A 20204-nucleotide genomic window follows, 5' to 3' on the forward strand; every position below is an offset into this window, starting at 1 on the left:
AAATAGTGTCAGACACCAGGTATCGCGAAGGCCGCTGGCCTAGAACCGCGTTTCGCGGGCCACGCGCAGGAAGTTGTCGAGGATGCCCGTGCAGTCGAGCAGTTCCTGGCCGCCGGCGCGGTGGAATTCGGGGTGCCACTGCAGGCCCATCACGAACGGCGCCTTGCGGTAGCGGATGGCCTCGATCATTTGGTCGGGCACCGACAGTGCTTCGACATCCATGTCGCGCCCCAGCGTCTTCACGGCCTGGTGGTGGATCGAGTTGACGACACCGCCCTTGGTTTCCTTGAACAGCTTGGCCAGCGAGGAGCCCGGCGGGAAGGCGATCTCGTGGCGGTGGCGGTCGTAGTCGTCGTGCACGTGCGGCATCGCGGTGGGCACGTCGGTGGCGATGTCCTGGTACAGCGTGCCGCCGAATGCCACGTTGATCAGCTGGCAGCCGCGGCAGATGCCCATCACCGGCTTGCCGGCCTCCACGAATTCATGCAGCAGTTCCAGTTCATACATGTCGCGCGCGCGGTCGCCGCTCCATTCGGGGCGCGTGGGCGCTTCGGAGTACGTGTGCGGCGACACGTCGGCGCCGCCCTGCAGCACGAGGCCGTCCAGGTGGCGCGCATAATCGCGCAGGCGGATGTTGGACGGGTGCAGCAGCCCGCTCGTATTCACGGTAGGGATCATGAATACGAGCACGTCGCGCGACATTACCCAGTGCGCGATCGACTCTTCCAGGTATTGCAGGTTCTTGCTGCGCAGGCCCGTGGAGCCGGCTTCGGGATGAAAGATGCGCGCCGAGATGCCGATGCGCAGCGGGCGCTGCATCACATGGCGCGTCAGCGACGCGGCGATGCGCTGGTAGCGCGCGCGGATTACCCGGCCCCACAGGGAAAACACCGAATCGCCGGGGTCGACGTAACGCGGGGTATCGTCCTTCCTTCGCGAGTGTTCGCGGTCGGAGCCGCGCTGCTCGTCGTTCATTCCATTCCTTTATGAGTGGCTATATGCGTGTTCACATCGTGAAGGGCAGCGGCTGCAGGCCGAACCCTTCGTCCAGGTCCTCGATCGATTCCAGCAGGCCCTGCAGGCCCTTGTTCAGCTTGGCCAGTTCGGCACCGTCCAGCTTTGCCAGCGCTTCCGGCAGCAGGCCGCGCGCCGGTTTCGGCGCGGCATCCAGCAATGCCCGGCCGGTATCGGACAATGCCAGTTTTACCACACGCGCATCTTCGAGGTCGCGCGTCTTGACGACGTAGCCCTTCCTTACCAGGCCATCGAGCAGGTTGCTGGTGGTGGTCTGCGCGATCGCCAGGCGCGCCGTGACCTGGCCCACGCGCAGTCCGGGCACGTCGGCCAGTTCCTGCATGATCCACAGCTGCGCGCCGTTCACGCCGCACTGTTTTTCGATCCACAGGGAATGGCGCTGCGCCGCGCGGATCACGATGCGCAGCTTCTGCAGCGCCTCCAGGTGCGGCGTCGGCGCGCTGTCCGGCGTCTTGCCGTTGGATTTCACGGTGCTGCTCATGGCTTGCGCATCTCCTTCGTGTGCGTGGCTTGAATTCATTTTAGAAATATGTTTCACGGTTTGTTCCACCCGTCGGGCCAACGCCCGCGCCGTGACTGCCAGTTGTCCAGCTTGTCTCCAGTGACAGTCAACGCACGGATGTGCGAAATGGTTTACCCGGCTGGACTTCATCTGCGCAACACATGCCTTGTCGGCCTGGCCGCCGTGGCTTCTGCCTCCGCATGCACAACGGGCAACGGATCTGCCTGCCAGCCAACGACGCGCCCCATGCGCCGATCGAGGGACTTGCACGGCAATATCCTCGACGGCGCATCGCGATCACGACGCTGGTACACAGTTTTCCGAAGCGCGTGCGCCGGAGCGGTTGTCCTGTACATATCCTCCCAAACCGCCGTCAACACGGCGCAAATTCCCGGAACCTTCTATCGATGTCGTAGTCAAAAGCAGATTTGGGCCGTTCGTAACCGTTGCGGGCTTATTTTTGTTACATGATTGGAGTAGACTTCAGTGCTCTCTAGACCACGCCCACTCCACATGTCGCAATCCGGTAAGTCCGAGGCGGAAAACGCCGACCCGAACGTCGCTCTCAGCCACCTGCGTTTTCCCGTCGTCGGGCTGGGCGCTTCGGCGGGCGGGCTCCCGGCGCTGCTGCGGTTCTTCGAACACCTGCCGCCCGACAGCGGCATGGCCTTCGTGGTGATCCTGCACCTGTCGCCCAAGCACCAGAGCTCGGCGGACAACGTGCTGCAGCGGGCCACGCAGATGCCGGTCCTCCAGGTTGTCGAACGCACGGCGCTCAAGCCCGACCATGTGTACGTGATCGCGCCGAACCAGCAGCTGTCGATGGATGACGGCAGCCTCAGCGTTTCGGAACTGCAGCGCAGCCCCGGCTTCCATATCGCAATCGACGTGTTCTTTCGCACGCTGGCGGCGGCGCACCGCGAGCGGGCCTTTGCCATCGTGCTGTCCGGCACCGGCTCCGATGGTGCCGTCGGCATCGAGCGCGTCAAGGAGCAGGGCGGCATCACGCTGGCGCAGGAGCCGTCCGATGCCGAGCACGAAGGCATGCCGCAGGCGGCCATCAATACCGGCATGATCGACTTCGTGCTGCCTGCCGCCGAGATCGGGAGCAAGCTGGTCGAACTGTGGGAAAACGCCCGCCACATCCACTTGCCGCCGCCCGGCGATGGCGACGGTGCGATCGGCCCGGTGGAGGAAGAAGAAAAGGTCGACGACGAGGAAGCGCTGCAGAGCGTCATCACGATGTTGTGCGCGCACACGGGCCACGACTTCCGCCATTACAAGCGCGCCACCGTGCTGCGCCGCATCGAGCGCCGGCTGCAGGTGAAAAGCGTGTCGACGCTGCCCGATTACGCCCAGCTGCTCGAACGCGAGCCCGGCGAATACAAGGCGCTGCTGAACGACATGCTCATCGGCGTGACGAACTTCTTCCGCGACCGCGAGGCGTTCGAGGAACTCGAGCGCAACGTGATTCCGGAACTGTTCCGCGACAAGGTGCGCGGCGAGCAGGTGCGTGTCTGGGTGGCGGCCTGCGCGACCGGCCAGGAAGCGTATTCGGTCACCATGCTGCTGGCCGACCAGGCCTCGCAGCTGGACCGGCCGCCGGAAATCCAGGTGTTCGCGTCGGACATCGACGAGCATGCGATCAGCACGGCGCGGGCCGGCCTCTATCCGGCATCGATCGTGATGGACGTGCCGCCCACGCGGCTGCGCCAGTTCTTCACGAAGGAAGACGATCGCTTCCGCATCCGCAAGACGATCCGCGACCGCATCCTGTTCGCCTCGCACAACCTGCTGCGCGATCCGCCATTCTCGAAGCTGGACATGATCTCGTGCCGCAACCTGCTGATCTACCTGAACCGCGACGTGCAGTTGCGCGTGATGGAAATGTTCCACTCGGCGCTCAAGCCCGATGGCTTCCTGTTCCTCGGCTCGTCCGAATCGGCCGACGCGGCCGCCGAGTTCTTCGTCCCATTCGACAAGAAGAACCGCATCTACCGGGCCCGCCCGCTGTCGCGCGCGGCGCGCTACGTGCCGGCGCTGTCGAGCGCGCCCATCAACCGCGTGCCGGAGCACGTCCATGTCGGCGGTGCCGTGCGCCGCCAGTTCTCGTACTCGGAAGTGCACCAGCGCGCGCTGTCGCGGTTCGCCCCGCCCAGCCTGGTGGTGGACCGCGAATCGAACATCGTGCACATGTCCGATTCCGCCGGCCGGTTCCTGCGCCATGTGGGCGGCGAGCCCTCGCGCAACGCGCTGGCACTGGTGCTGCCGGAGCTGCGCCTGGAACTGCGCACGGCGCTGTTCCAGGCGCAGCAGGCCGGCACCAGCGTCGAGGCCCAGCGCGTGCTCGTCAAGCGCGACGACAAGGCCTGGTTCGTGAACATCATCGTGCGGCCGTTCAACGACGAGCTGGCCAACATGGAATTCGCCCTCGTGCAGTTCGAGGAAACCGCCCAGTCGGTCAACGGCGAAACGCACGAGGTGTTCGCCCAGCACAAGGACCTGGTGCTGAACCAGCTCGAGGCCGAACTGCAGCGCAGCAAGGAAAAGCTGCAGGAAACCATCGAGCATGCCGAGGTGTCCAACGAGGAACTGCGCGCATCGAACGAGGAATTGCAGGCCATTAACGAGGAACTGCGCTCGGCCACCGAGGAACTGGAAACCTCGAAGGAAGAGCTGCAGTCGGTCAACGAGGAACTCATCACCGTCAACTACGAGCTGAAAGTGAAGGTCGAGGAAACGGGCAAGGCCAACGACGACCTGAACAACCTGATCGCCTCCACCGACATCGCCACCATCTTCGTCGACCGGGCCATGCGCATCAAGCGCTTCACGCCGCGCGCGGCCGACATCTTCTCGATCATCCCCACCGACATCGGCCGTTCGCTGCTCGACATCACGCACCGCCTCGACTACGACCAGCTGGCCGGCGACGTGTCGTCCACCTTTGAAACGCTGCGCCCCGTCGAGCGCGAGGTGCGCAGCAACGAAGGCCGCTACTACATCGTGCGCCTGCTGCCCTACCGCACCACCGAGGACAAGATCGAGGGCGCCGTGATGACGTTCTTCGACATCACCGGCCGCCGCGAGGCCGAGGAGCAGGTGCGCAGCGGCGAGATGTGGATGCGCCTGGTGGCGGAAACCACCAACGATTTCGCCATCATCGCCCTGGATGACGACGGCTTCGTCACGGGCTGGAACAAGGGCGCCGAGCGCAATTTCGGCTGGACCGAGCAGGAAATGCTGGGCAAGAGCCTGGACGTCATCTTCACCCCGGAAGACCGGGCCGAAGGCGCGCCGGAAGATGAACGCCGCCGCGCCGCCGAGGAAGGACGCGCCGAGGACGAGCGCTGGCACCTGCGCAAGGACGGCTCGCGCTTCTTCTGCGCCGGCGTCACCACGCCACTGCAGCGCGGCAATTTCCACGGCTTTGCCAAGATCGCGCGCGACCAGACTTCCCGCGTGCAGCAGGAACACCGGCGCGAGGCCGCGCTTACGACCGAGCAGGCCGGCCGCACGCAGGCCGAGAGCATCAGCGCCATGAAGGATGAATTCCTGGCCGTGATGTCGCACGAGCTGCGCCATCCGCTGAACCTCATCTACATCAACGTGGAACTGCTGTCGCGGCTGCCCGCCGTGCGGCAGTCGCCGCCGGCGCTGCGGGCCGCGTCCATCATCCGCAATTCCGTCGCCAGCCAGGCCAAGATCATCGAAGACCTGATGGACATGTCGCGCGTGTCCACGGGCAAGCTGGCGCTGGCCTGCCGCGACGTCGACATGGCCGACATCGCCGCGCACCTCATCGACGTGATGCGCGCCGATCCCGTGGTGGAGAGCCTCACGCTGCGCTTCGAACCCCATGAGCAGCCGCTGATGGTGTCGGTGGACCCGGTGCGCATCGAACAGGTGCTGCTGAACCTGCTCAGCAACGCCGTGAAATTCACGCCGGCCGGCGGCATCGTGGCACTGCGATTGACGCGCGAGGACGGCATGGCGCGCGTGGACGTGGAAGACAACGGCGCCGGCATCGACCCGGCGCACCTGCCCGACATGTTCCGCATGTACCGCCAGGGCGGCGCGCAGGCCGTGCGCAACAAGGCCGGCCTGGGCATCGGCCTGGCCCTGGTGCGCCAGCTCGTGGAACTGCACGGCGGCAGCGTGGAAGCCGCGTCCGACGGGCCAGGCAAGGGCAGCCGCTTCACGGTGCGCCTGCCGCTGGTCTCGGAACTGCATCCGGAGGAAACGGGCGGTGCGGCCGGCAGCGATGGCGCGCTGGCCGGCCGCCGCGTGCTGATCCTGGACGACACGGAGGAAACGGCGGAAACCTTCCAGGCGCTGCTGGAACTGGAGGGCGCCGAGGTGCTGGTGGCAACGCGCGCCCGCCATGCGCTGGACCTGTTGCGCGAGCGCCAGGTCGACCTGGTGATTTCCGACCTGTCGATGCCCGACATGGATGGCTTCGAGTTCATGCGCGCGGTGCGCGCCGAGCCTGCCTTGCGGCACCTGCCGTCGATCGCGCTGAGCGGCCTGGCCCGCGAGCAGGACGTGCAGCGCGCGCGCGAGGCGGGGTTCTCCGACTTCATGACGAAGCCGGTCACGCTGGAGCTGCTGAGCGAGCGTGTCGACCGGCTGTTGCCGCGCACGTAAGAGGACAAGGAAAAGCACGCTGTGTGTCCTAGCGTACTGACTGGGAAAGCGCCTGCGGGCATGCTGGTACGATGAGCCAATCTCCCATTTTTGCCGCCCATGACGCGGTCGTGATCGGAACCTCCACCGGCGGTGTCGAAGCATTGCGCACGCTTGTCGCCGGCCTGCCGAAAAACTTCGCGGCGGCCGTCCTCGTCGTCATGCACGTGGGGGATCGCGACAGTATCCTGCCCTCGCTGCTGGCCGGCTCCACGCGGCTGCCGGTGCGCCATGCGCGCGACGGCGACGTGATCGAGCCGGGCCGGATCCTCGTCGCGCCGCCCGATGTTCACCTGATGATCACGCGCGACAAGGCCAACGGCGGGCGCCTGTGCCGCGCGGTACTGTCGCGCGGCGCGCGGGAGAATCACACCCGGCCGGCCATCGACCCGCTGTTCCGCTCGGCCGCTGCGGCCTTCGGGCCGCGCGCGATCGGCGTGGTCCTGACCGGCATGCTCGACGACGGCACCGCCGGCCTGCAGGCGATCAAGGCCTGCGGCGGCAGGGCCATCGTGCAATTGCCCGAGGAGGCGCTCGCGCCGGACATGCCGGATAGCGCGATCCGCAACGTCGACGTGGACCGCGTGCTGCGCCTGGCCGACATCGGCCATGTGCTGGAGCAGATGGTCGACGAGAGCCTGGCCGCCGACCGCACCGTGCCGCGCGAGGTACCGGAATGGGTGCGGCTGGAAAACCGTTTTGTGCTGGAGGACAGCAGCATGGAGGCATTGTCACGGATCGCGTCGCCATCCACGTTCACCTGCCCGGAATGCCATGGCTCGCTGTGGGAAATGCACGGCGTGGTGCCGAAGCGCTTCCGCTGCCACACGGGCCATGCGTTCACCGAACGGCACCTGTGCGAGCAGCAGGGCACGGCCGTCGAGGAGGCGCTGTGGTCGGCCATGCGGGCGCTGCAGGAAAAGGAAAAGCTGCTGCGCCAGATGGCCGACAGCGCGATCGCGGCCGGCTATGCGCAAACCGCCGCCGAGTACCTGGAAGGAGCTGGGCGGGCGCAGCGCGACGGCGAAGTATTGCGGCGCGTGCTGATGACCCACGGGCAGGCGCGCCATGCTGCGCAGCCCGACCGTGTCGGATGATGCCCGCAGCAGTGAAGCAATCGAAGATGGCCGGCAGGTGTTGCAAATCGGTCGGGCGTTGTCCTACAGCCCCTGCCGCCGCGTTCCTATACTTGCACTTTTTCTAAACGTTCATGATGTGCATGCCGGCGTTACGCGGCCTCGGCTTTAACGCCGTGGCAGTACACGCCGGCATCCATGAACCGATTAGGAGGGAGTAATGTTTGCACACAACAAGCGTTTGCAATACACCGTACGGGTCAGCGAACCGAATCCTGGCCTGGCAAACCTGATGCTGGAGCAATTCGGCGGCCCGCAAGGCGAACTCGCGGCGGCGATGCGCTACTTCACGCAAGCCGTTGCCGAGGACGATCCGGGCCGCAAGGACATGCTGTTCGATATCGCGACCGAAGAGCTCAGCCACCTCGAAGTGATCGGTAACATCGTCTGTATGCTGAACAAGGGCGCCAAGGGCCGCCTGTCCGAAGCCGTCGATGAAGAAGGCGAGATGTACCGCCGCATCACCGGCGCCGGCAACGACAGCCACATCACGCAGGTGCTGTATGGCGCAGGAGCGCCGCTGACCAATTCGGCCGGCGTGCCATGGACCGCCGCCTACATCGACTCGATCAGCGAACCGACCGCCGACCTGCGCTCGAACATCGCCGCCGAGGCGCGCGCCAAGATCGTCTACGAGCGCCTGATCGCGCTGACCCCTGACCCGGGCGTGCGCGAAGCGCTGGGCTTCCTGATGACGCGCGAGATCGCCCACCAGAAATCGTTCGAGAAGGCGCTGTATGCGATCCAGCCGAACTTCCCGCCAGGGAAAACGGCCGGCCGGCCGGAATTCGCCAGCGTGTACTACAACATGTCGCAGGGTGGTCCGGAACTGAACGGCCCGTGGAACAGCGGCGAGAAATGGCAGGTCGTTTCCGACCGCGACCAGCAGATGGACGTGGACGGGGGTGGCGGCGATGCCACGGTGACGCTCGATGCAGGCGACGCCGAGCTGCTCAACGCGATGGCCGCGCGCACGATGTCCGACCCGGGTGTCGATCCGCTGACCGGTGCCGAACTGGGCATGATGGCCGATCCGGGCCAGATCGATTCCGCTTCGGCGACGGGCGGCTCGGTGCCGTCGACGCCGGACGGCTCCGCACCCAAGACCGGAGCCTGACATGCCGCTGGCGCGCGTCTTCCCCGTCTGGCGCTATGCGCTCGGCGCCGCGATCTGCCTCGGTGGAGCGCTGGCGTTGCTGCATCAGATCGTCAGCGGCGTGCAGGCGTTCGACGCCAGCGTGCATGGTGCACTGATGGGCGGCGCCACCGCCGCCCTGGCAACGGCACTCGGCACCTTGCCGGTGCTGCTGTCGCAGAATTTCTCGCAACGCACCTATGATGGTTTCCTGGGCTTCGGCGCCGGCGTCATGCTGGCCGCCACCGCGTTCTCGCTCGTGATCCCCGGGATCGCGGCGGCCAGGAGCGAAGGTGCGGGTGCGCTCGAAGCCAGTTCGATCGTTGGCGGCGGCATCCTGCTGGGCATGGGCCTGGTATTGCTGCTGGATCACCTGGTGCGCGAACAGAATTTCCTCGAAGGCGTCGATGCCACCAAGGATGGGGCGTTACGGCGCGACTCGCTCAAGCGGGCATGGCTGTTCGTGGCCGCCGTGGCCATCCACAACCTGCCGGAAGGGCTGGCGATCGGCGTCGCCTATGCCGGCGTGGATGTGACGAAGGCGCACAGCCTGGCGACCGGCATCTCGATCCAGGACGTGCCAGAAGGACTCGTGGTGGCGCTGGCGCTGCGCACGGTCGGTTACGGCCGGCTGTTTTCCTGTGCGCTGGGCATTGCGTCCGGCCTGATCGAACCGGTCGCGGCCGTGGGCGGCGCCGTGCTGATCGAGTATGCGCGGTGGATGCTGCCGTGGGGCCTGGCACTGGCGGCCGGCGCGATGCTGTTCGTGATCAGCCACGACGTGATTCCCGAAGCGCACCGCCACGGGCATGCAAAAAGTGCCTCGTGCTCCGTGGTGGCCGGCTTCATCCTGATGATGGTGCTCGACACGGCGCTGGCGTAAACGGCGGGGCGTCAATACGCCCGCGCGCTCACGCAACCCGGTCCAGCAACCGGATGACTTCCGCTTCCTCGACTTGCGGGAACACCTCGAAATGCCGGCTGACGGAAACGAAGTTGTGCGGCGTGGCCAGCACGGTCACGTCGTCGCACAATGGCGTGATCAGGTCGACGGCTTCGCTCGAAGCCACGGGCACGCAGGCGACCAGCCAGCGCGGCTGGCGGGCGCGCAGTACCCTCAGCGCGGCGGCCATCGTCGAGCCGGTGGCCAGGCCATCGTCGATGACGATCACGATACGGCCGCGCACGTCCGCCGACGGCCCATAGGCTGCGCGGCGGCGCTGCATCAGCGCCACCTGCTGGCGCACCTGCGCCGTGACCCATTCCATGCCGGTGCGCGTGCGGTGGAAGTAGGGCGCCAGTTCCACGGTGCCATGCTCGTCCACGGCACCCACGGCCAGCTCCTCGTCGATCGCGGAAGGAATCTTGCGCACCATGACGACATCAAGTTCGCCTTCGATGCGGTCGGCAACGATGCGGCCCATCGGCACGGCGCCGCGCGGGATCGCCAGCACGAGGGGTTTGCTGCCGCGCCAGCGCAGCAGGCGCTCGCCCAGCAGTTCTGCTGCCTGGGCCCGGTCGCGGAACGGCAGCCTGGCCTCAACGGCGCACGGCCCGTAAGGTACATGCGGCCCATGCGGCCCATGCGGACCATGCGGACCATACGGGCCGCAGGCTTCGAACGGCGCTCCAGCCTGCCGTTCGAACAATCGGTGGGTGTCGTCCCGGTGTGAATTGTTCATGTCACGGCCTCGCGGAGGTCAGTATCCGCCTAGCATAGCGCGATCCGCCGAAGGTGCGCGCGCCGCAGGCATTCGGTCTGATCTGACGCCGGTACGAGGCGTGTGCCTACAGCCGGAATAGCCACCCATGCCAGAATCAGCTCTGAGAAGGGGGAAAAGAATGACGACTGCATCGCTGATCACACCGTTCCGGCCAGGCGACCGTGTGCTCGTCGCCAGCGCCGACCATGCACTGGCCGAAGCACTGGGCCGCACGTTCGGCACGGCCGGGTTCTCCGTGCGGATCGCATTCGATGGCGTGGCCGCGCTCGACAAGGCGCGTGCCTTCTTTCCGACCGCCGCGGTACTGGGCCTGGACCTGCGCTATCTCGACGGATTCCAGCTGGCCCGGGCGTTGCGCACGATTCCCGGCTGTGCGCGCATGCGCGTGCTGGCCCTGCTGCCACCGGCGATCGGCCTGCTGGACCGGCACCGCTGCTTCGACTATGTGCTGCGCACGCCGCGCGCCTCGCACGGCGGGCGGCCGATGTGGGTGGTCGATACCGACTGCCTCGGCATCCGGCCCACGCTGGTGCCCTGAGTCATTCAGGCCAGGCGATCGGCGACCGGGCCGCTACACAAGACGCTACACAAGCCGCTACACGCTGGCCGGATGCGGCCGCGTATCCTGGCCGGCCAGCGCGCCGGCGATGCGCTCGAGCAGCTCGCTCTCCTTGTAGGGTTTCGGCAGCACCGGGAAGGCCGGGCTGCGCGCATCCGGCAGTTGTTCCATATAGCCCGTGGCCAGCAGGATCGGCAGGTCCGGCCGGCGCCGGCGCACTTCCTCGGCCAGCTGCAGGCCCGTCATCCCGCCCGGCATGATCACGTCGGAAAACAGCAGGCCGACCTCGTGCTCTTCCAGCAATTGCAGGGCTTCCTCGCCGCTCGCCGCCGTCACGATCGCATAGCCGCGCGCTTCGAGCATCGTCTGCCCCAGCTGGCGCACGTCCTCGTTGTCCTCGACGAGGAGGATGGTGTCCTTCACCTTGCCGTTGGTCCTGCCGGCCTGGTCCGCCGATTCCGGCGCGGCGCCGGCCTGGCCCTGGTCGGCCACGGGGAAGATCATGCGCACCGTCGTGCCGGTGCCGGGAGCGCTTTCGATGTCGAGGCGACCATGCGACTGCTGCACGAAGCCGTGCACCATCGCCAGGCCCAGGCCCGTGCCCGGGCCTTTCGTGGTGAAGAACGGTTCGGTGGCCCGGCGCAGCACTTCCGGCGTCATGCCGGCGCCCTTGTCGACCACGCAGATCACCACGTACTGCCCCGGCGGCAGGTGGTGGATGGCCAGGCGCCGCGCATCGGTCAGCACCGAAGTGCCGACCGTGACTTCGCCATGGCCGCCCAACGCATCGCGCGCATTGATCAGCACATTCAGGAGCGCCATCTCGAGGTGGGTGGGATCGAGCACGCAAGGCGGCAGGCCGGGCCGCAGGTCGAGCTTGAGCTGCACTTCCTGTCCCAATGTGCGCACGAGCATTTCGGAAAACTCGAGCACGAGGGCATTGAGGTTGATGCGGCGCGGTTCCAGCCGCTGCTTGCGGGCGAAGGTCAGCAATTGCTGCGTGAGCGCGCCACCCTTCATCGCGGCACGCTGGGCACGGCCGATGGCCTGCAGCGCCTGGGGCTTGGCATCGATCATGCGCTGGGCCAGCTCCAGGTTGCCGTTCACGACCTGCAGCAGGTTGTTGAAGTCATGCGCCAGCCCGGCCGTCAACTGGCCGATCGCTTCCATCTTCTGCGCCTGCAGGTAGGATTGTTCATGGATGCGCCGCTGCGTGATGTCCATCTGCGAGGCGAAGTAATACCGCAGCTTGCCGGCCTTGTCGAAGATGGGGCCGATGAACAGCGCGTTCCAGAACGGCGTGCCGTCGGCCTTGTAGTTCAGGATGTCGACCGCCACGGCGCGCTGTTCGCGCAACGCCTCGCGGACCTCGGCAACGGTGCGCGGATCGGTGTCCGGCCCCTGGAGCATGCGACAATTGCGGCCCAGCAGCTCCGATTCCTGGTACTGGGTCAGGTCGAGCAGGGCGCCGTTGACGAATACGATCGGATCGTCCGGCTGGTTCGGGTCGGTGATCAGCATCGGCATCCGCGTCATCTCGACGGCGGCAAAGAAGATGTTGCCACGGTCAGCCAGGTCGGCGTTGTCGAGGTAAGTGGCCTGCCAGTGCCGTACGCCCGGATTGCCCAGCGTCGATACCGCGTTGCCTTCCAGTTCGCCGCACGCCAGTTTGCCGATGACCTTGCCGTCGGCCTGTTGTTCGGTCGGTACGCTGGCGTCATCCTTCTGCCGTCCGATCGTCATGGTTGCTCCTCCCGAGCCGTTGTTTTTTCAATGGGTTTGCGGCTCATCGTAAGGGCCGCGGGGGCGCTTCGCTGTTCGCGCGCGCACATATCCGCCACGGCCAGCCGTGCCGCGCCCGCCAACGGTTTTGCCTACAATGTCGGCAACGGAGGACACCATGGAAGAGAACCGGAACGAGCATCGCAGCGAAAGCCGCAGTGCAATCAGGAGCGAGACCCGCAGTGAGAAGGCAGACGTGAGCGGCATTCGCAGTGGCGGCTACGAAGTGGCCCAGATCATGGGCGCGCTGTACGGCGATGGCTTCACGGCGCTGAAGGGGGCGTTTTCGCGCGACTGGGTGCAATGCCTGCGCGAGGACATCGACACGCTGTTCGCGGAAGCGCAGCGCCAGCCCGGCGGCGCGCTGCCCCGCGGGCCCAGCCGCTTCTATGTCGAGATCCACCCGGAGCGCCTGCGCGGCTTCGCCGACATCATCACGCACCCATGGGTGGTGGCGGTATGCGAGGCCATCCTCGGGCCGGACTACCGGATCGTCGAAGCGGGCTTCGACGTGCCCGGTCCCGGCGCGCTGCACCAGCCATGGCACCGCGATTTCGCGAGCCCGGAAGCCACGCTCGTGGGGCGCCGGCTGAACTCGCTGGCATTCAATATCACCACGGTCGACGTCACCGAGGACATGGGGCCGTTCGAGATCGCGCCCGGCACGCAATGGGACGACCTGGCCGGCGGCCACCACATGTTCCCGGCCCAGGACCTGTGGCCGCGCTACGAGGCGCGCGCGCAGCGCAAGCTGGCGCAGATGGGCGACATTTCGGCGCGCTCGGCGCTGACCATCCACCGCGGTACCGCCAACCGCTCGGACAAGTCGCGGCCCGTCTTCGTGCTCGGCGTGGATGCGCCGGACGGCACGAATGCCGACAAGCACGACCTGCAGGTCACGCGCGGCTATTGGGACAGCCTGCCGGAAGACGTGCGCCGCCACCTGGCATGCCGCGTCGTCGACCGGCTCGAGCCGATCGTGCAGGGGCATGCGATCGCGGGCCTGCTGCAGGGTGTCGGCGAACCGACGATGGGTGGGCCGGGCTGAAATGTCGGGTGGCGCGCAGCCGCGCCATCGCGGGCTTACCCGGCCAGCAGTCGGCCGACCAGCGCCGGCAATTCCGCCATCGCGCCGAACACGTGAGCGGCGCCCGCGTCGCGCAGCAGCTGCGCCTGGCCCGGCGGGCTGTGCTCGCCGCCACCGAAGCCCAGCACGGTGGCGCCCGCGGCCACGGCGGCATGCACGCCGGTCACGCTGTCCTCGATGACGATGCAGCGTGCCGGGGCGGTGCCCATGCCGGCCGCGGCGGCCAGGTAAACGGCGGGATCGGGCTTCGGGCGGCCGGCGATGTCGGCCGTGTAGATGCCGCCTTCGAACAGCGGCGCCAGGCCGGTGCGCCCCAGTAATCCCTGCACGCGCACGTGGCGGCTGTTGCTGGCCACGGCCTTCACCAGCGCAATCGCCGCATAGGCATCGCGTACGCCCGGTATCGGCTGTGCCTTGCGGTCGCATTCGCCTTCCACCACGGAGCGCATCACGGCCAGGTCCGGCACGGTGGGTTCGGGCAGGCCAAGTTCGGCGCACACGCCGAGCACGAGCGCTTCCAGCTTCAGGCCGAGGCGGGGCCGGATCAAGGCGGCAAGCGCCGCGCGGTCGGCATGCAGCGGCGCCAGGAAATCGACGAGCGCCTGCAGGGCCACGGCTTCGCTGTCGATCAGCACGCCGTCGCAATCGGAAATCAGGTGGGTGTATCGTCCGCCGAGGGTGTCGGTGAGTGCGTCGCTGCGTGGTTCGATAAGCGTCATGCCCGGTCCGTCTGAAAAGTGACCGGACGATCATGCCATAACGGCGCGAATTGAACAGGCGTAACGGATCTCCCGGATAGGAGGGCGGCGCTCAGGCGCGGATGTCGATCAGCGTGCCGAGACGTTCGTCGGCGGCCTGGATCAGCTTGGCGGACAGGTCGAAGCCCGCCTTGTACATGAGGGAATTGGTGAGCGACGAGGCAAACGACGCGGCCGGGTCGGTGCCGGACGGCGCGCCGCCGACACGATCGGCGGCCGACAGGTCGCGCGCCGCGATCGACAGCGTGACGCCGGTGCCGGCCGGCCGCGCTTCGTTGAAGCTGGCCGACTGGGGAACGAAATGATCGGTGTTCATGTTGGCGGTGTTATGCGCCTGCACGCCCAACGCGTTGACATTGGCTTGCAGTCCCGTCAAGCCGATGCCCAATGCCGAAATCGCCACGAAGTTTTTCCCTCAAGAAGAGCCACCAGTTTACTGGAACCACGCCGTGGTGGCCCGGTTGATCCAGTCGGGCGCGGCAAGGGTGTCGTAAATAGGAGAAATCCACGGGAAAGCCGTGGATACCTCGGCAACGAGTTGGCTGAATGCCATGGCGGCTGCGCCGCCGGGAAGATGCAAGATGTGCGTGACTGACAATCCGGAGTTCCATAAAGCAACGAAATGGATGTTGCGAACGCGCAAAAGTTACTCAGATTAATCTTTTTGGATTGCAATAGATGGGGATTGACACCAGAATTGGGTTATTGCCTTACGCCAATTTTCCCGAGAGTTTGCCGTGTCCGTATCGTCCCGCCTTCGCCAGTTTGCCGCCGTCCTGTCGAGCACCGTGCTGTCGTGCGCCATGCTGGCACCGTCCGCGGGTGCGCAGCAGATCCCCCTCGATACGCGCCTGAACGAGCAGATCGTGATGGTACCGGCCGGGCCGCGGATGAACGTGAAGCTCGAGACCACGCTGTACAAGCCCGCCGGCCCCGGCCCGTTCCCCCTGTTGGTCATCAATCACGGCAAATCGCCGGGCGATCCGCGCGCACAGCCGCGCGACCGCTTCGTCTACATGGCCACGCAGTTCGTACGCCGTGGCTATGCGGTGATGGTGCCGATGCGTACCGGCTTCGCGCATTCGGGCGGCACGTATTCGGACTTCGGCTGCAACATGAAGGCCAACGGCTACCAGCAGGCCGGCGATATCGCCGACGTGGTGGCCTATGCGCGCGAGCAGGCCTATGTCGATCCGAACCGCATCGTCATCGCCGGGCAGTCGTACGGCGGACTGGCCAGCGTTGCGCTGTCCACGCAGGACTTGCCGGGCGTGCGCGGCATCATGAATTTCGCCGGCGGCCTGAAGGTGCACGGCGGCAGCTGCGACTGGCAGCAGTCGCTGGTGGGCGCCTTCGCCGAGTTCGGCCGCAAGAACCGCATTGAAACATTGTGGATGTATGGCGCCAACGACAGTTATTTCGGCCCCGCCCTCGTGAACCGCATGTACGACGCGTTTTCCGCCAACGGCGGCAAGGTGCAGCTGGTGGCCTACGGCCCGTTCAAGCACGATGCGCACACGATGCTGGGCAGCCGCGACGGCCAGCAGGTGTGGTTGCCCGAAGTGGAACGCTTCCTGCGCCAGCTGGGCATGCCGACTGAGCAGGTGTATGCCGTGGCCGAGCCGGCACCGCGGCCGCGCACCAACTACGCATTGCTCGACGACGTGGCGGCCGTGCCGTTCCTGCCCGAGAAGGGGCGCCTGCAGTACAAGGCCTTCCTGACCAAGCAGACGCCGCGCGCGTTCGCCGTGTCGTCGTCCGGCGCGTGGGGCTGGGCCGAGGAGGGCGAAATGCCGAACGAACGCGCCCTGGCCGCCTGCCAGGCCGCCAGCCGCGAACCCTGCAAGCTGTACTCGGTGGATGACTACGTGGTGTGGGGCGAAGTGACCGAGCAGCCGAAGGACACGATGACGGGCCGCACCGACTGAGTCCACAGCCGGGTTCGTGTCCACCATGGGGCCAGGCCCGTTTTCGGACACGAGCCGGGCCGTTGGTGCTGGCAGTCGTGCGCAGCGGCTGAATGCCATGCTGCTACCATGGCAACATGTGTGGACGCTTCGATCAAAACGACATCGCGCGGCGCTATGTTGCCGCCTTCGGCTGGGCAGACGCCGTCTATGACAGCGAAGCCCGCCCGACCTTCAACGCGGCACCCGGCACGTACCGGCCGGTCCTGCATCTCGTCGACGGCAAGCTGCATGTGGACGACCTTCACTGGGGCTACCGCGCCTCGTGGGCGGCGGAGAAGCTGCCCATCAGCGTGAACGCGCGCCTCGAGAAACTGACCAGCAGCTACTGGAGCCGTCTGATGAAAGGCGGCCGCGCCGTCGTGCCCGCGAGCGGCTGGTATGAATGGACGGGCGCGAAGGGCAAGCGCCAGCCGTGGCACATCCACCGCAAGGACCGCGAGCCGCTGTTCATGCTGGCGCTGGCCGACTTCCGCCCGCTGCGCGACGGCAACCCGGAGAACAAGGCCGAATCCGGCTTCGTGCTGGTGACGGCCGATGCCGAGGGCGGCATGGTCGACGTGCATGACCGGCGCCCCGTCGTGCTGAACGCGGCCGATGCGGCCACGTGGCTGGATCCGGACCTGCCGCGCGAACAGGCCGAGATGCTGGCGCGGCAGATGGCGCTCGGGCCCGGGGCGTTCGAGTGGTACCGGGTCAGCACCGAGGTCAATTACGCCGGACGCGATGGCGAGCACCTGGCCGAGCCGCTGCCGGAATCCCTGGACGGCGAGGGCGACGCATGAGCGGCAAGGCAAAGGCGGGATACGTCACGGTGCGCGGCGCGCGCGAACACAATCTCAAGAACGTCGACCTGGAGGTCCCGCGCGACGCGCTCGTCGTGTTCACGGGCGTGTCCGGGTCGGGCAAGTCGTCGCTGGCGTTCGGCACCCTGTATGCGGAGGCGCAGCGGCGTTACCTCGAATCCGTGTCGCCGTATGCAAGGCGGCTGTTCCACCAGATGCCGGTGCCCCAGGTCGACGAGATCGAAGGGTTGCCGCCCGCCGTGGCCCTGCAGCAGCAGCGCGGCACGCCCACCACGCGCTCCTCGGTCGGCAGCGTGACCACGCTTTCGAACTCCCTGCGCATGCTGTATTCGCGCGCCGGCGACTACCCGCCCGGCCAGGAACTGCTGTACGCCGAATCGTTCTCTCCTAATACGCCGGAAGGCGCCTGCCCGCAATGCCATGGCCTGGGCCGGGTGTACGAAGCCACCGAAGCTTCCATGGTGCCCGACGATACGCTGACGATCCGCGAGCGCGCCGTCGCCGCGTGGCCCACGGCGTGGCATGGCCAGAACCTGCGCGACATCCTCGTCACGATGGGCTACGACGTCGACACGCCGTGGCGCGACTTGCCGAAGAAAACGCGCGACTGGATCCTGTTCACCGACGAGCAGCCCACCGTGCCGGTCTACGCCGGCCTGACGCCGGAAGAAACGAAGCGCGCGCTGAAGCGCAAGGAAACGCCGAGCTACCAGGGAACGTTTACGGGCGCGCGCAAGTACGTGTTGCAGACCTTCGCCAACACGGAAAGCGCGTCGATGAAAAAACACGTGGCGCGCTACATGGTCAGCACCGAATGCCCGGCGTGCCGGGGCCGGCGGCTGCGCCCCGAAGCGCTGTCCATCACGTTCGCCGGGCACGACATCACGGAGCTGGCCCGACTGCCGCTGCAAAGGCTGGCGAGCACCATGGCGTCGTATGCCGACGGCACCGCGAAGGTGGGCGCGAAGCAGCGGGCGGAACATCCCGAAAAGCTGATCGTCACGCAGCGCATCGCGCAGGACGTGATGGCCCGGCTGGAGGTGCTGCTGGACCTGGGCCTGGGCTATCTGGCGCTGGACCGCGGCACGCCCACGCTGTCGCCCGGCGAGCTGCAGCGCCTGCGGCTGGCCACGCAGGTGCGCTCGAACCTGTTCGGCGTGGTCTACGTGCTCGACGAGCCATCGGCCGGCCTGCATCCGGCCGACACGGTGGCGCTGCTGCGCGCGATGGACCGGCTAAAGGCGGGCGGCAATTCGCTGTTCGTCGTCGAGCACTCGCTGGACGTGATCCGCCATGCCGACTGGCTCGTGGACGTGGGCCCGGCGGCCGGCGAGGGCGGCGGCCACGTGCTCTACAGCGGCGACCCCGCCGGCCTGCAAGCCATCGACGCATCGCAGACGAGGCGCTACCTGTTCCCCGCATCCGCGCCGCCGGCGCGTGAACCGCGCGCGCCGCAGGGCTGGCTGAAGCTGGCCGGTGTCACGCGCAACAACCTGCACCGGCTGTCGTGCGATTTCCCGCTGGGCGTGTTCAGCACCGTGACGGGCATTTCCGGTTCGGGCAAGTCGAGCCTCGTCAGCCAGGTGCTGGTCGACCTGGTGACGCGCGCGCTGGGCCATGAACCGGAAGTGGAACCGGAAGAGGGCGACGAGCTGGAACAGCAGGCCCCGGCCGCCCTCGAAGGCAGGATCACGGCCGGCCTGGAAACGATCCGGCGCCTGGTGCGCGTCGACCAGAAGCCGATCGGCCGCACGCCGCGCTCCAACCTTGCCACCTACACGGGTCTGTTCGACCACGTGCGCAAGCTGTTCGCCGAAACAAAGACAGCGAAATCGCGCCGCTACGATGCCGGCCGCTTCTCCTTCAACGTGGCCAAGGGCCGCTGCGACAATTGCGAAGGCGAAGGCTTCGTGATGGTGGAGCTGCTGTTCCTGCCCAGCGTTTATGCGCCTTGCCCGGTGTGCGGCGGCGCGCGCTACAACGCGAAGACGCTCGAAGTGACGTACCGCGACCGCAATGTGGCCGAGGTGCTGGCCATGACGGTGGACGCGGCGTGGGAATTCTTTGCCGAGGAACCGGCGCTGCGCCGGGCGCTGGACGTCTTGCGCGACGTGGGCCTCGGCTACCTGCGGCTGGGCCAGCCCGCCACCGAACTGTCGGGCGGCGAGGCGCAGCGCATCAAGCTGGCCACCGAGTTGCAGCGCGCGAGCCGCGGCAGCATGCTGTACATCCTCGACGAGCCGACCACGGGGCTGCACCCGGCGGATGTGGAGCGGCTGGTGGCGCAACTGCAGAAGCTCGTCGATGCCGGCAACACGGTGATCGCCGTCGAGCACGACATGCGCGTGGTGGCGGCCAGCGACTGGGTCATCGACATCGGCCCGGGTGCCGGCGAGGAAGGCGGCCGCATCGTCGCCGCCGGCCCGCCATCGAAGGTGGCCGCGGCGGCGGAGAGCCGCACCGCGCCTTACCTAAAACGGTTCTTGAAGGGGCGTCACAACCAGCCGTGAGCAGCCGCGTAGGCGGCCACGGCCAGCGCCGCGCTGGCCCAGATCATCGGCTTCACAGCGCCGCGGATGCTGTGCGCCAGCACGGCGCTGGCATGGTGCAGCCGCACCAGCGCCACCACGGCCAGCAGGTTCTGGGCCGCCACCGCGAGGTTCAACAGCACGGCGCCGGCGAGGCACCAGGCCACCGCATCGGCGCGGCGCTGCGCATCGCTTGCGGCCAGTTCGGCGCCGGCCAGCGCCAGCAAGGCGCCATGCGCCACGGCGAGTACCAGTCCATACAGGGTCGTGTTGACGAAACGGGGCTGGAAATGGCGGGCGCGAAATTGTGGCACGAGGGCGAGCACGTGCAGCGCGATCGCCAGGATCACGCCCATGCGCAGCGGTCCCGCGAGCTGGATCAGCAGGGTGGCATTCATTGCGATAACTCCCCGGTGCCCCGGATTGTTCCGGCATGACGCGGCTTGCGAGTGATATCGCAACATGATGCCGCAAGCAGCCTGTCGCCGAAGCGCCGCAT

At 67.0% G+C, this 20204-nt stretch carries 16 protein-coding genes; 9 read left to right on the top strand and 7 right to left on the bottom strand.

The genetic code is table 11. The features are described 5' to 3' along the window. Window positions 1-39: 39 nt before the first annotated feature. Window positions 40-975: a gamma-glutamyl-gamma-aminobutyrate hydrolase family protein gene (locus tag EWM63_RS23355; RefSeq protein WP_130188674.1), complete on the bottom strand. Its 936-nt coding sequence runs from the start codon at window positions 973-975 to the stop codon at window positions 40-42. Window positions 976-1006: 31 nt separating this feature from the next. Beyond that, a complete protein-coding gene (locus EWM63_RS23360) occupies window positions 1007-1516 on the bottom strand; it encodes a MarR family winged helix-turn-helix transcriptional regulator (RefSeq protein WP_130188675.1) in 510 nt (169 codons plus the stop codon). 534 nt (window positions 1517-2050) lie between these two features. Here EWM63_RS23360 and EWM63_RS23365 point away from each other — a divergent pair. The 4 genes from EWM63_RS23365 to EWM63_RS23380 all read left to right on the top strand — a co-directional run bounded on the left by EWM63_RS23365 (window position 2051) and on the right by EWM63_RS23380 (window position 9377). Further along, window positions 2051-6184, top strand: coding sequence for a CheR family methyltransferase (locus EWM63_RS23365; RefSeq protein WP_130188676.1), 4134 nt, complete (start codon window positions 2051-2053; stop codon window positions 6182-6184). 71 nt (window positions 6185-6255) lie between these two features. Then, a complete protein-coding gene (locus tag EWM63_RS23370) occupies window positions 6256-7320 on the top strand; it encodes a chemotaxis protein CheB (protein ID WP_130188677.1) in 1065 nt (354 codons plus the stop codon). A 199-nt stretch (window positions 7321-7519) separates the two neighbouring features. Next, window positions 7520-8476 (top strand): manganese catalase family protein, encoded by a 957-nt coding sequence (locus EWM63_RS23375; protein WP_130188678.1) that lies wholly within the window; start codon window positions 7520-7522, stop codon window positions 8474-8476. A gap of 1 nt (window position 8477) precedes the next feature. Continuing rightward, window positions 8478-9377 carry a ZIP family metal transporter gene (locus EWM63_RS23380; protein WP_130188679.1) on the top strand — a complete coding sequence of 300 codons (900 nt, stop codon included), beginning with the start codon at window positions 8478-8480 and terminating at the stop codon, window positions 9375-9377. Between the two features lie 28 nt (window positions 9378-9405). On the opposite strand, the gene EWM63_RS23385 is transcribed toward EWM63_RS23380, so the two are convergent. Then, complete coding sequence (locus EWM63_RS23385; RefSeq protein WP_130188680.1) at window positions 9406-10176, bottom strand: phosphoribosyltransferase; 771 nt, start codon at window positions 10174-10176, stop codon at window positions 9406-9408. 160 nt (window positions 10177-10336) lie between these two features. Here EWM63_RS23385 and EWM63_RS23390 point away from each other — a divergent pair, with 160 nt between their 5' ends. Beyond that, window positions 10337-10756, top strand: coding sequence for a PleD family two-component system response regulator (locus EWM63_RS23390; RefSeq protein WP_130188681.1), 420 nt, complete (start codon window positions 10337-10339; stop codon window positions 10754-10756). A gap of 57 nt (window positions 10757-10813) precedes the next feature. Here EWM63_RS23390 and EWM63_RS23395 read toward each other — a convergent pair whose 3' ends face one another. Next, window positions 10814-12520 carry a histidine kinase famiy protein gene (locus EWM63_RS23395; protein ID WP_130188682.1) on the bottom strand — a complete coding sequence of 569 codons (1707 nt, stop codon included), beginning with the start codon at window positions 12518-12520 and terminating at the stop codon, window positions 10814-10816. Between the two features lie 235 nt (window positions 12521-12755). Between EWM63_RS23395 and EWM63_RS23400 the strand changes: the two genes are divergently transcribed. Then, the gene (locus tag EWM63_RS23400; RefSeq protein WP_229487461.1) at window positions 12756-13607 is read left to right on the top strand and encodes a phytanoyl-CoA dioxygenase family protein; all 852 of its coding nucleotides are present in this window, start codon (window positions 12756-12758) and stop codon (window positions 13605-13607) included. A 35-nt stretch (window positions 13608-13642) separates the two neighbouring features. Here EWM63_RS23400 and EWM63_RS23405 read toward each other — a convergent pair whose 3' ends face one another. Next, on the bottom strand, window positions 13643-14365 hold the full coding sequence (locus EWM63_RS23405) for an HAD-IA family hydrolase (protein ID WP_130188683.1): 723 nt from the start codon (window positions 14363-14365) through the stop codon (window positions 13643-13645). A 91-nt stretch (window positions 14366-14456) separates the two neighbouring features. Beyond that, on the bottom strand, window positions 14457-14807 hold the full coding sequence (locus EWM63_RS23410) for a hypothetical protein (protein ID WP_229487462.1): 351 nt from the start codon (window positions 14805-14807) through the stop codon (window positions 14457-14459). A 334-nt stretch (window positions 14808-15141) separates the two neighbouring features. On the opposite strand from EWM63_RS23410, the gene EWM63_RS23415 reads away from it, so the two are divergent. The 3 genes from EWM63_RS23415 to EWM63_RS23425 all read left to right on the top strand — a co-directional run bounded on the left by EWM63_RS23415 (window position 15142) and on the right by EWM63_RS23425 (window position 19687). After that, a complete protein-coding gene (locus EWM63_RS23415; protein WP_229487463.1) occupies window positions 15142-16332 on the top strand; it encodes an alpha/beta hydrolase family protein in 1191 nt (396 codons plus the stop codon). Between the two features lie 116 nt (window positions 16333-16448). Continuing rightward, the gene (locus EWM63_RS23420; protein ID WP_130188684.1) at window positions 16449-17156 is read left to right on the top strand and encodes an SOS response-associated peptidase; all 708 of its coding nucleotides are present in this window, start codon (window positions 16449-16451) and stop codon (window positions 17154-17156) included. Beyond that, a complete protein-coding gene (locus tag EWM63_RS23425; RefSeq protein ID WP_130188685.1) occupies window positions 17153-19687 on the top strand; it encodes an excinuclease ABC subunit UvrA in 2535 nt (844 codons plus the stop codon). The genes EWM63_RS23420 and EWM63_RS23425 overlap by 4 nt, the downstream gene beginning before the upstream one ends. Here the strand turns inward: EWM63_RS23425 and EWM63_RS23430 are convergent. After that, on the bottom strand, window positions 19672-20103 hold the full coding sequence (locus tag EWM63_RS23430; protein WP_130188686.1) for a hypothetical protein: 432 nt from the start codon (window positions 20101-20103) through the stop codon (window positions 19672-19674). The genes EWM63_RS23425 and EWM63_RS23430 overlap by 16 nt on opposite strands. Between the last annotated feature and the right edge of the window lie 101 nt (window positions 20104-20204).

The sequence above is a fragment of the Pseudoduganella lutea genome (genome assembly GCF_004209755.1).
Lineage (GTDB): Bacteria > Pseudomonadota > Gammaproteobacteria > Burkholderiales > Burkholderiaceae_D > Rugamonas > Rugamonas lutea.

Coding starts and splice junctions, on each gene's coding strand:
- EWM63_RS23355 (WP_130188674.1), bottom strand. CDS start 975: ATGAACGACGAGCAGCGCGGCTCCGACCGCGAACACTCGCGAAGGAAG.
- EWM63_RS23360 (WP_130188675.1), bottom strand. CDS start 1,516: ATGAGCAGCACCGTGAAATCCAACGGCAAGACGCCGGACAGCGCGCCG.
- EWM63_RS23365 (WP_130188676.1), top strand. CDS start 2,051: ATGTCGCAATCCGGTAAGTCCGAGGCGGAAAACGCCGACCCGAACGTC.
- EWM63_RS23370 (WP_130188677.1), top strand. CDS start 6,256: ATGAGCCAATCTCCCATTTTTGCCGCCCATGACGCGGTCGTGATCGGA.
- EWM63_RS23375 (WP_130188678.1), top strand. CDS start 7,520: ATGTTTGCACACAACAAGCGTTTGCAATACACCGTACGGGTCAGCGAA.
- EWM63_RS23380 (WP_130188679.1), top strand. CDS start 8,478: ATGCCGCTGGCGCGCGTCTTCCCCGTCTGGCGCTATGCGCTCGGCGCC.
- EWM63_RS23385 (WP_130188680.1), bottom strand. CDS start 10,176: ATGAACAATTCACACCGGGACGACACCCACCGATTGTTCGAACGGCAG.
- EWM63_RS23390 (WP_130188681.1), top strand. CDS start 10,337: ATGACGACTGCATCGCTGATCACACCGTTCCGGCCAGGCGACCGTGTG.
- EWM63_RS23395 (WP_130188682.1), bottom strand. CDS start 12,520: ATGACGATCGGACGGCAGAAGGATGACGCCAGCGTACCGACCGAACAA.
- EWM63_RS23405 (WP_130188683.1), bottom strand. CDS start 14,365: ATGACGCTTATCGAACCACGCAGCGACGCACTCACCGACACCCTCGGC.
- EWM63_RS23420 (WP_130188684.1), top strand. CDS start 16,449: ATGTGTGGACGCTTCGATCAAAACGACATCGCGCGGCGCTATGTTGCC.
- EWM63_RS23425 (WP_130188685.1), top strand. CDS start 17,153: ATGAGCGGCAAGGCAAAGGCGGGATACGTCACGGTGCGCGGCGCGCGC.
- EWM63_RS23430 (WP_130188686.1), bottom strand. CDS start 20,103: ATGAATGCCACCCTGCTGATCCAGCTCGCGGGACCGCTGCGCATGGGC.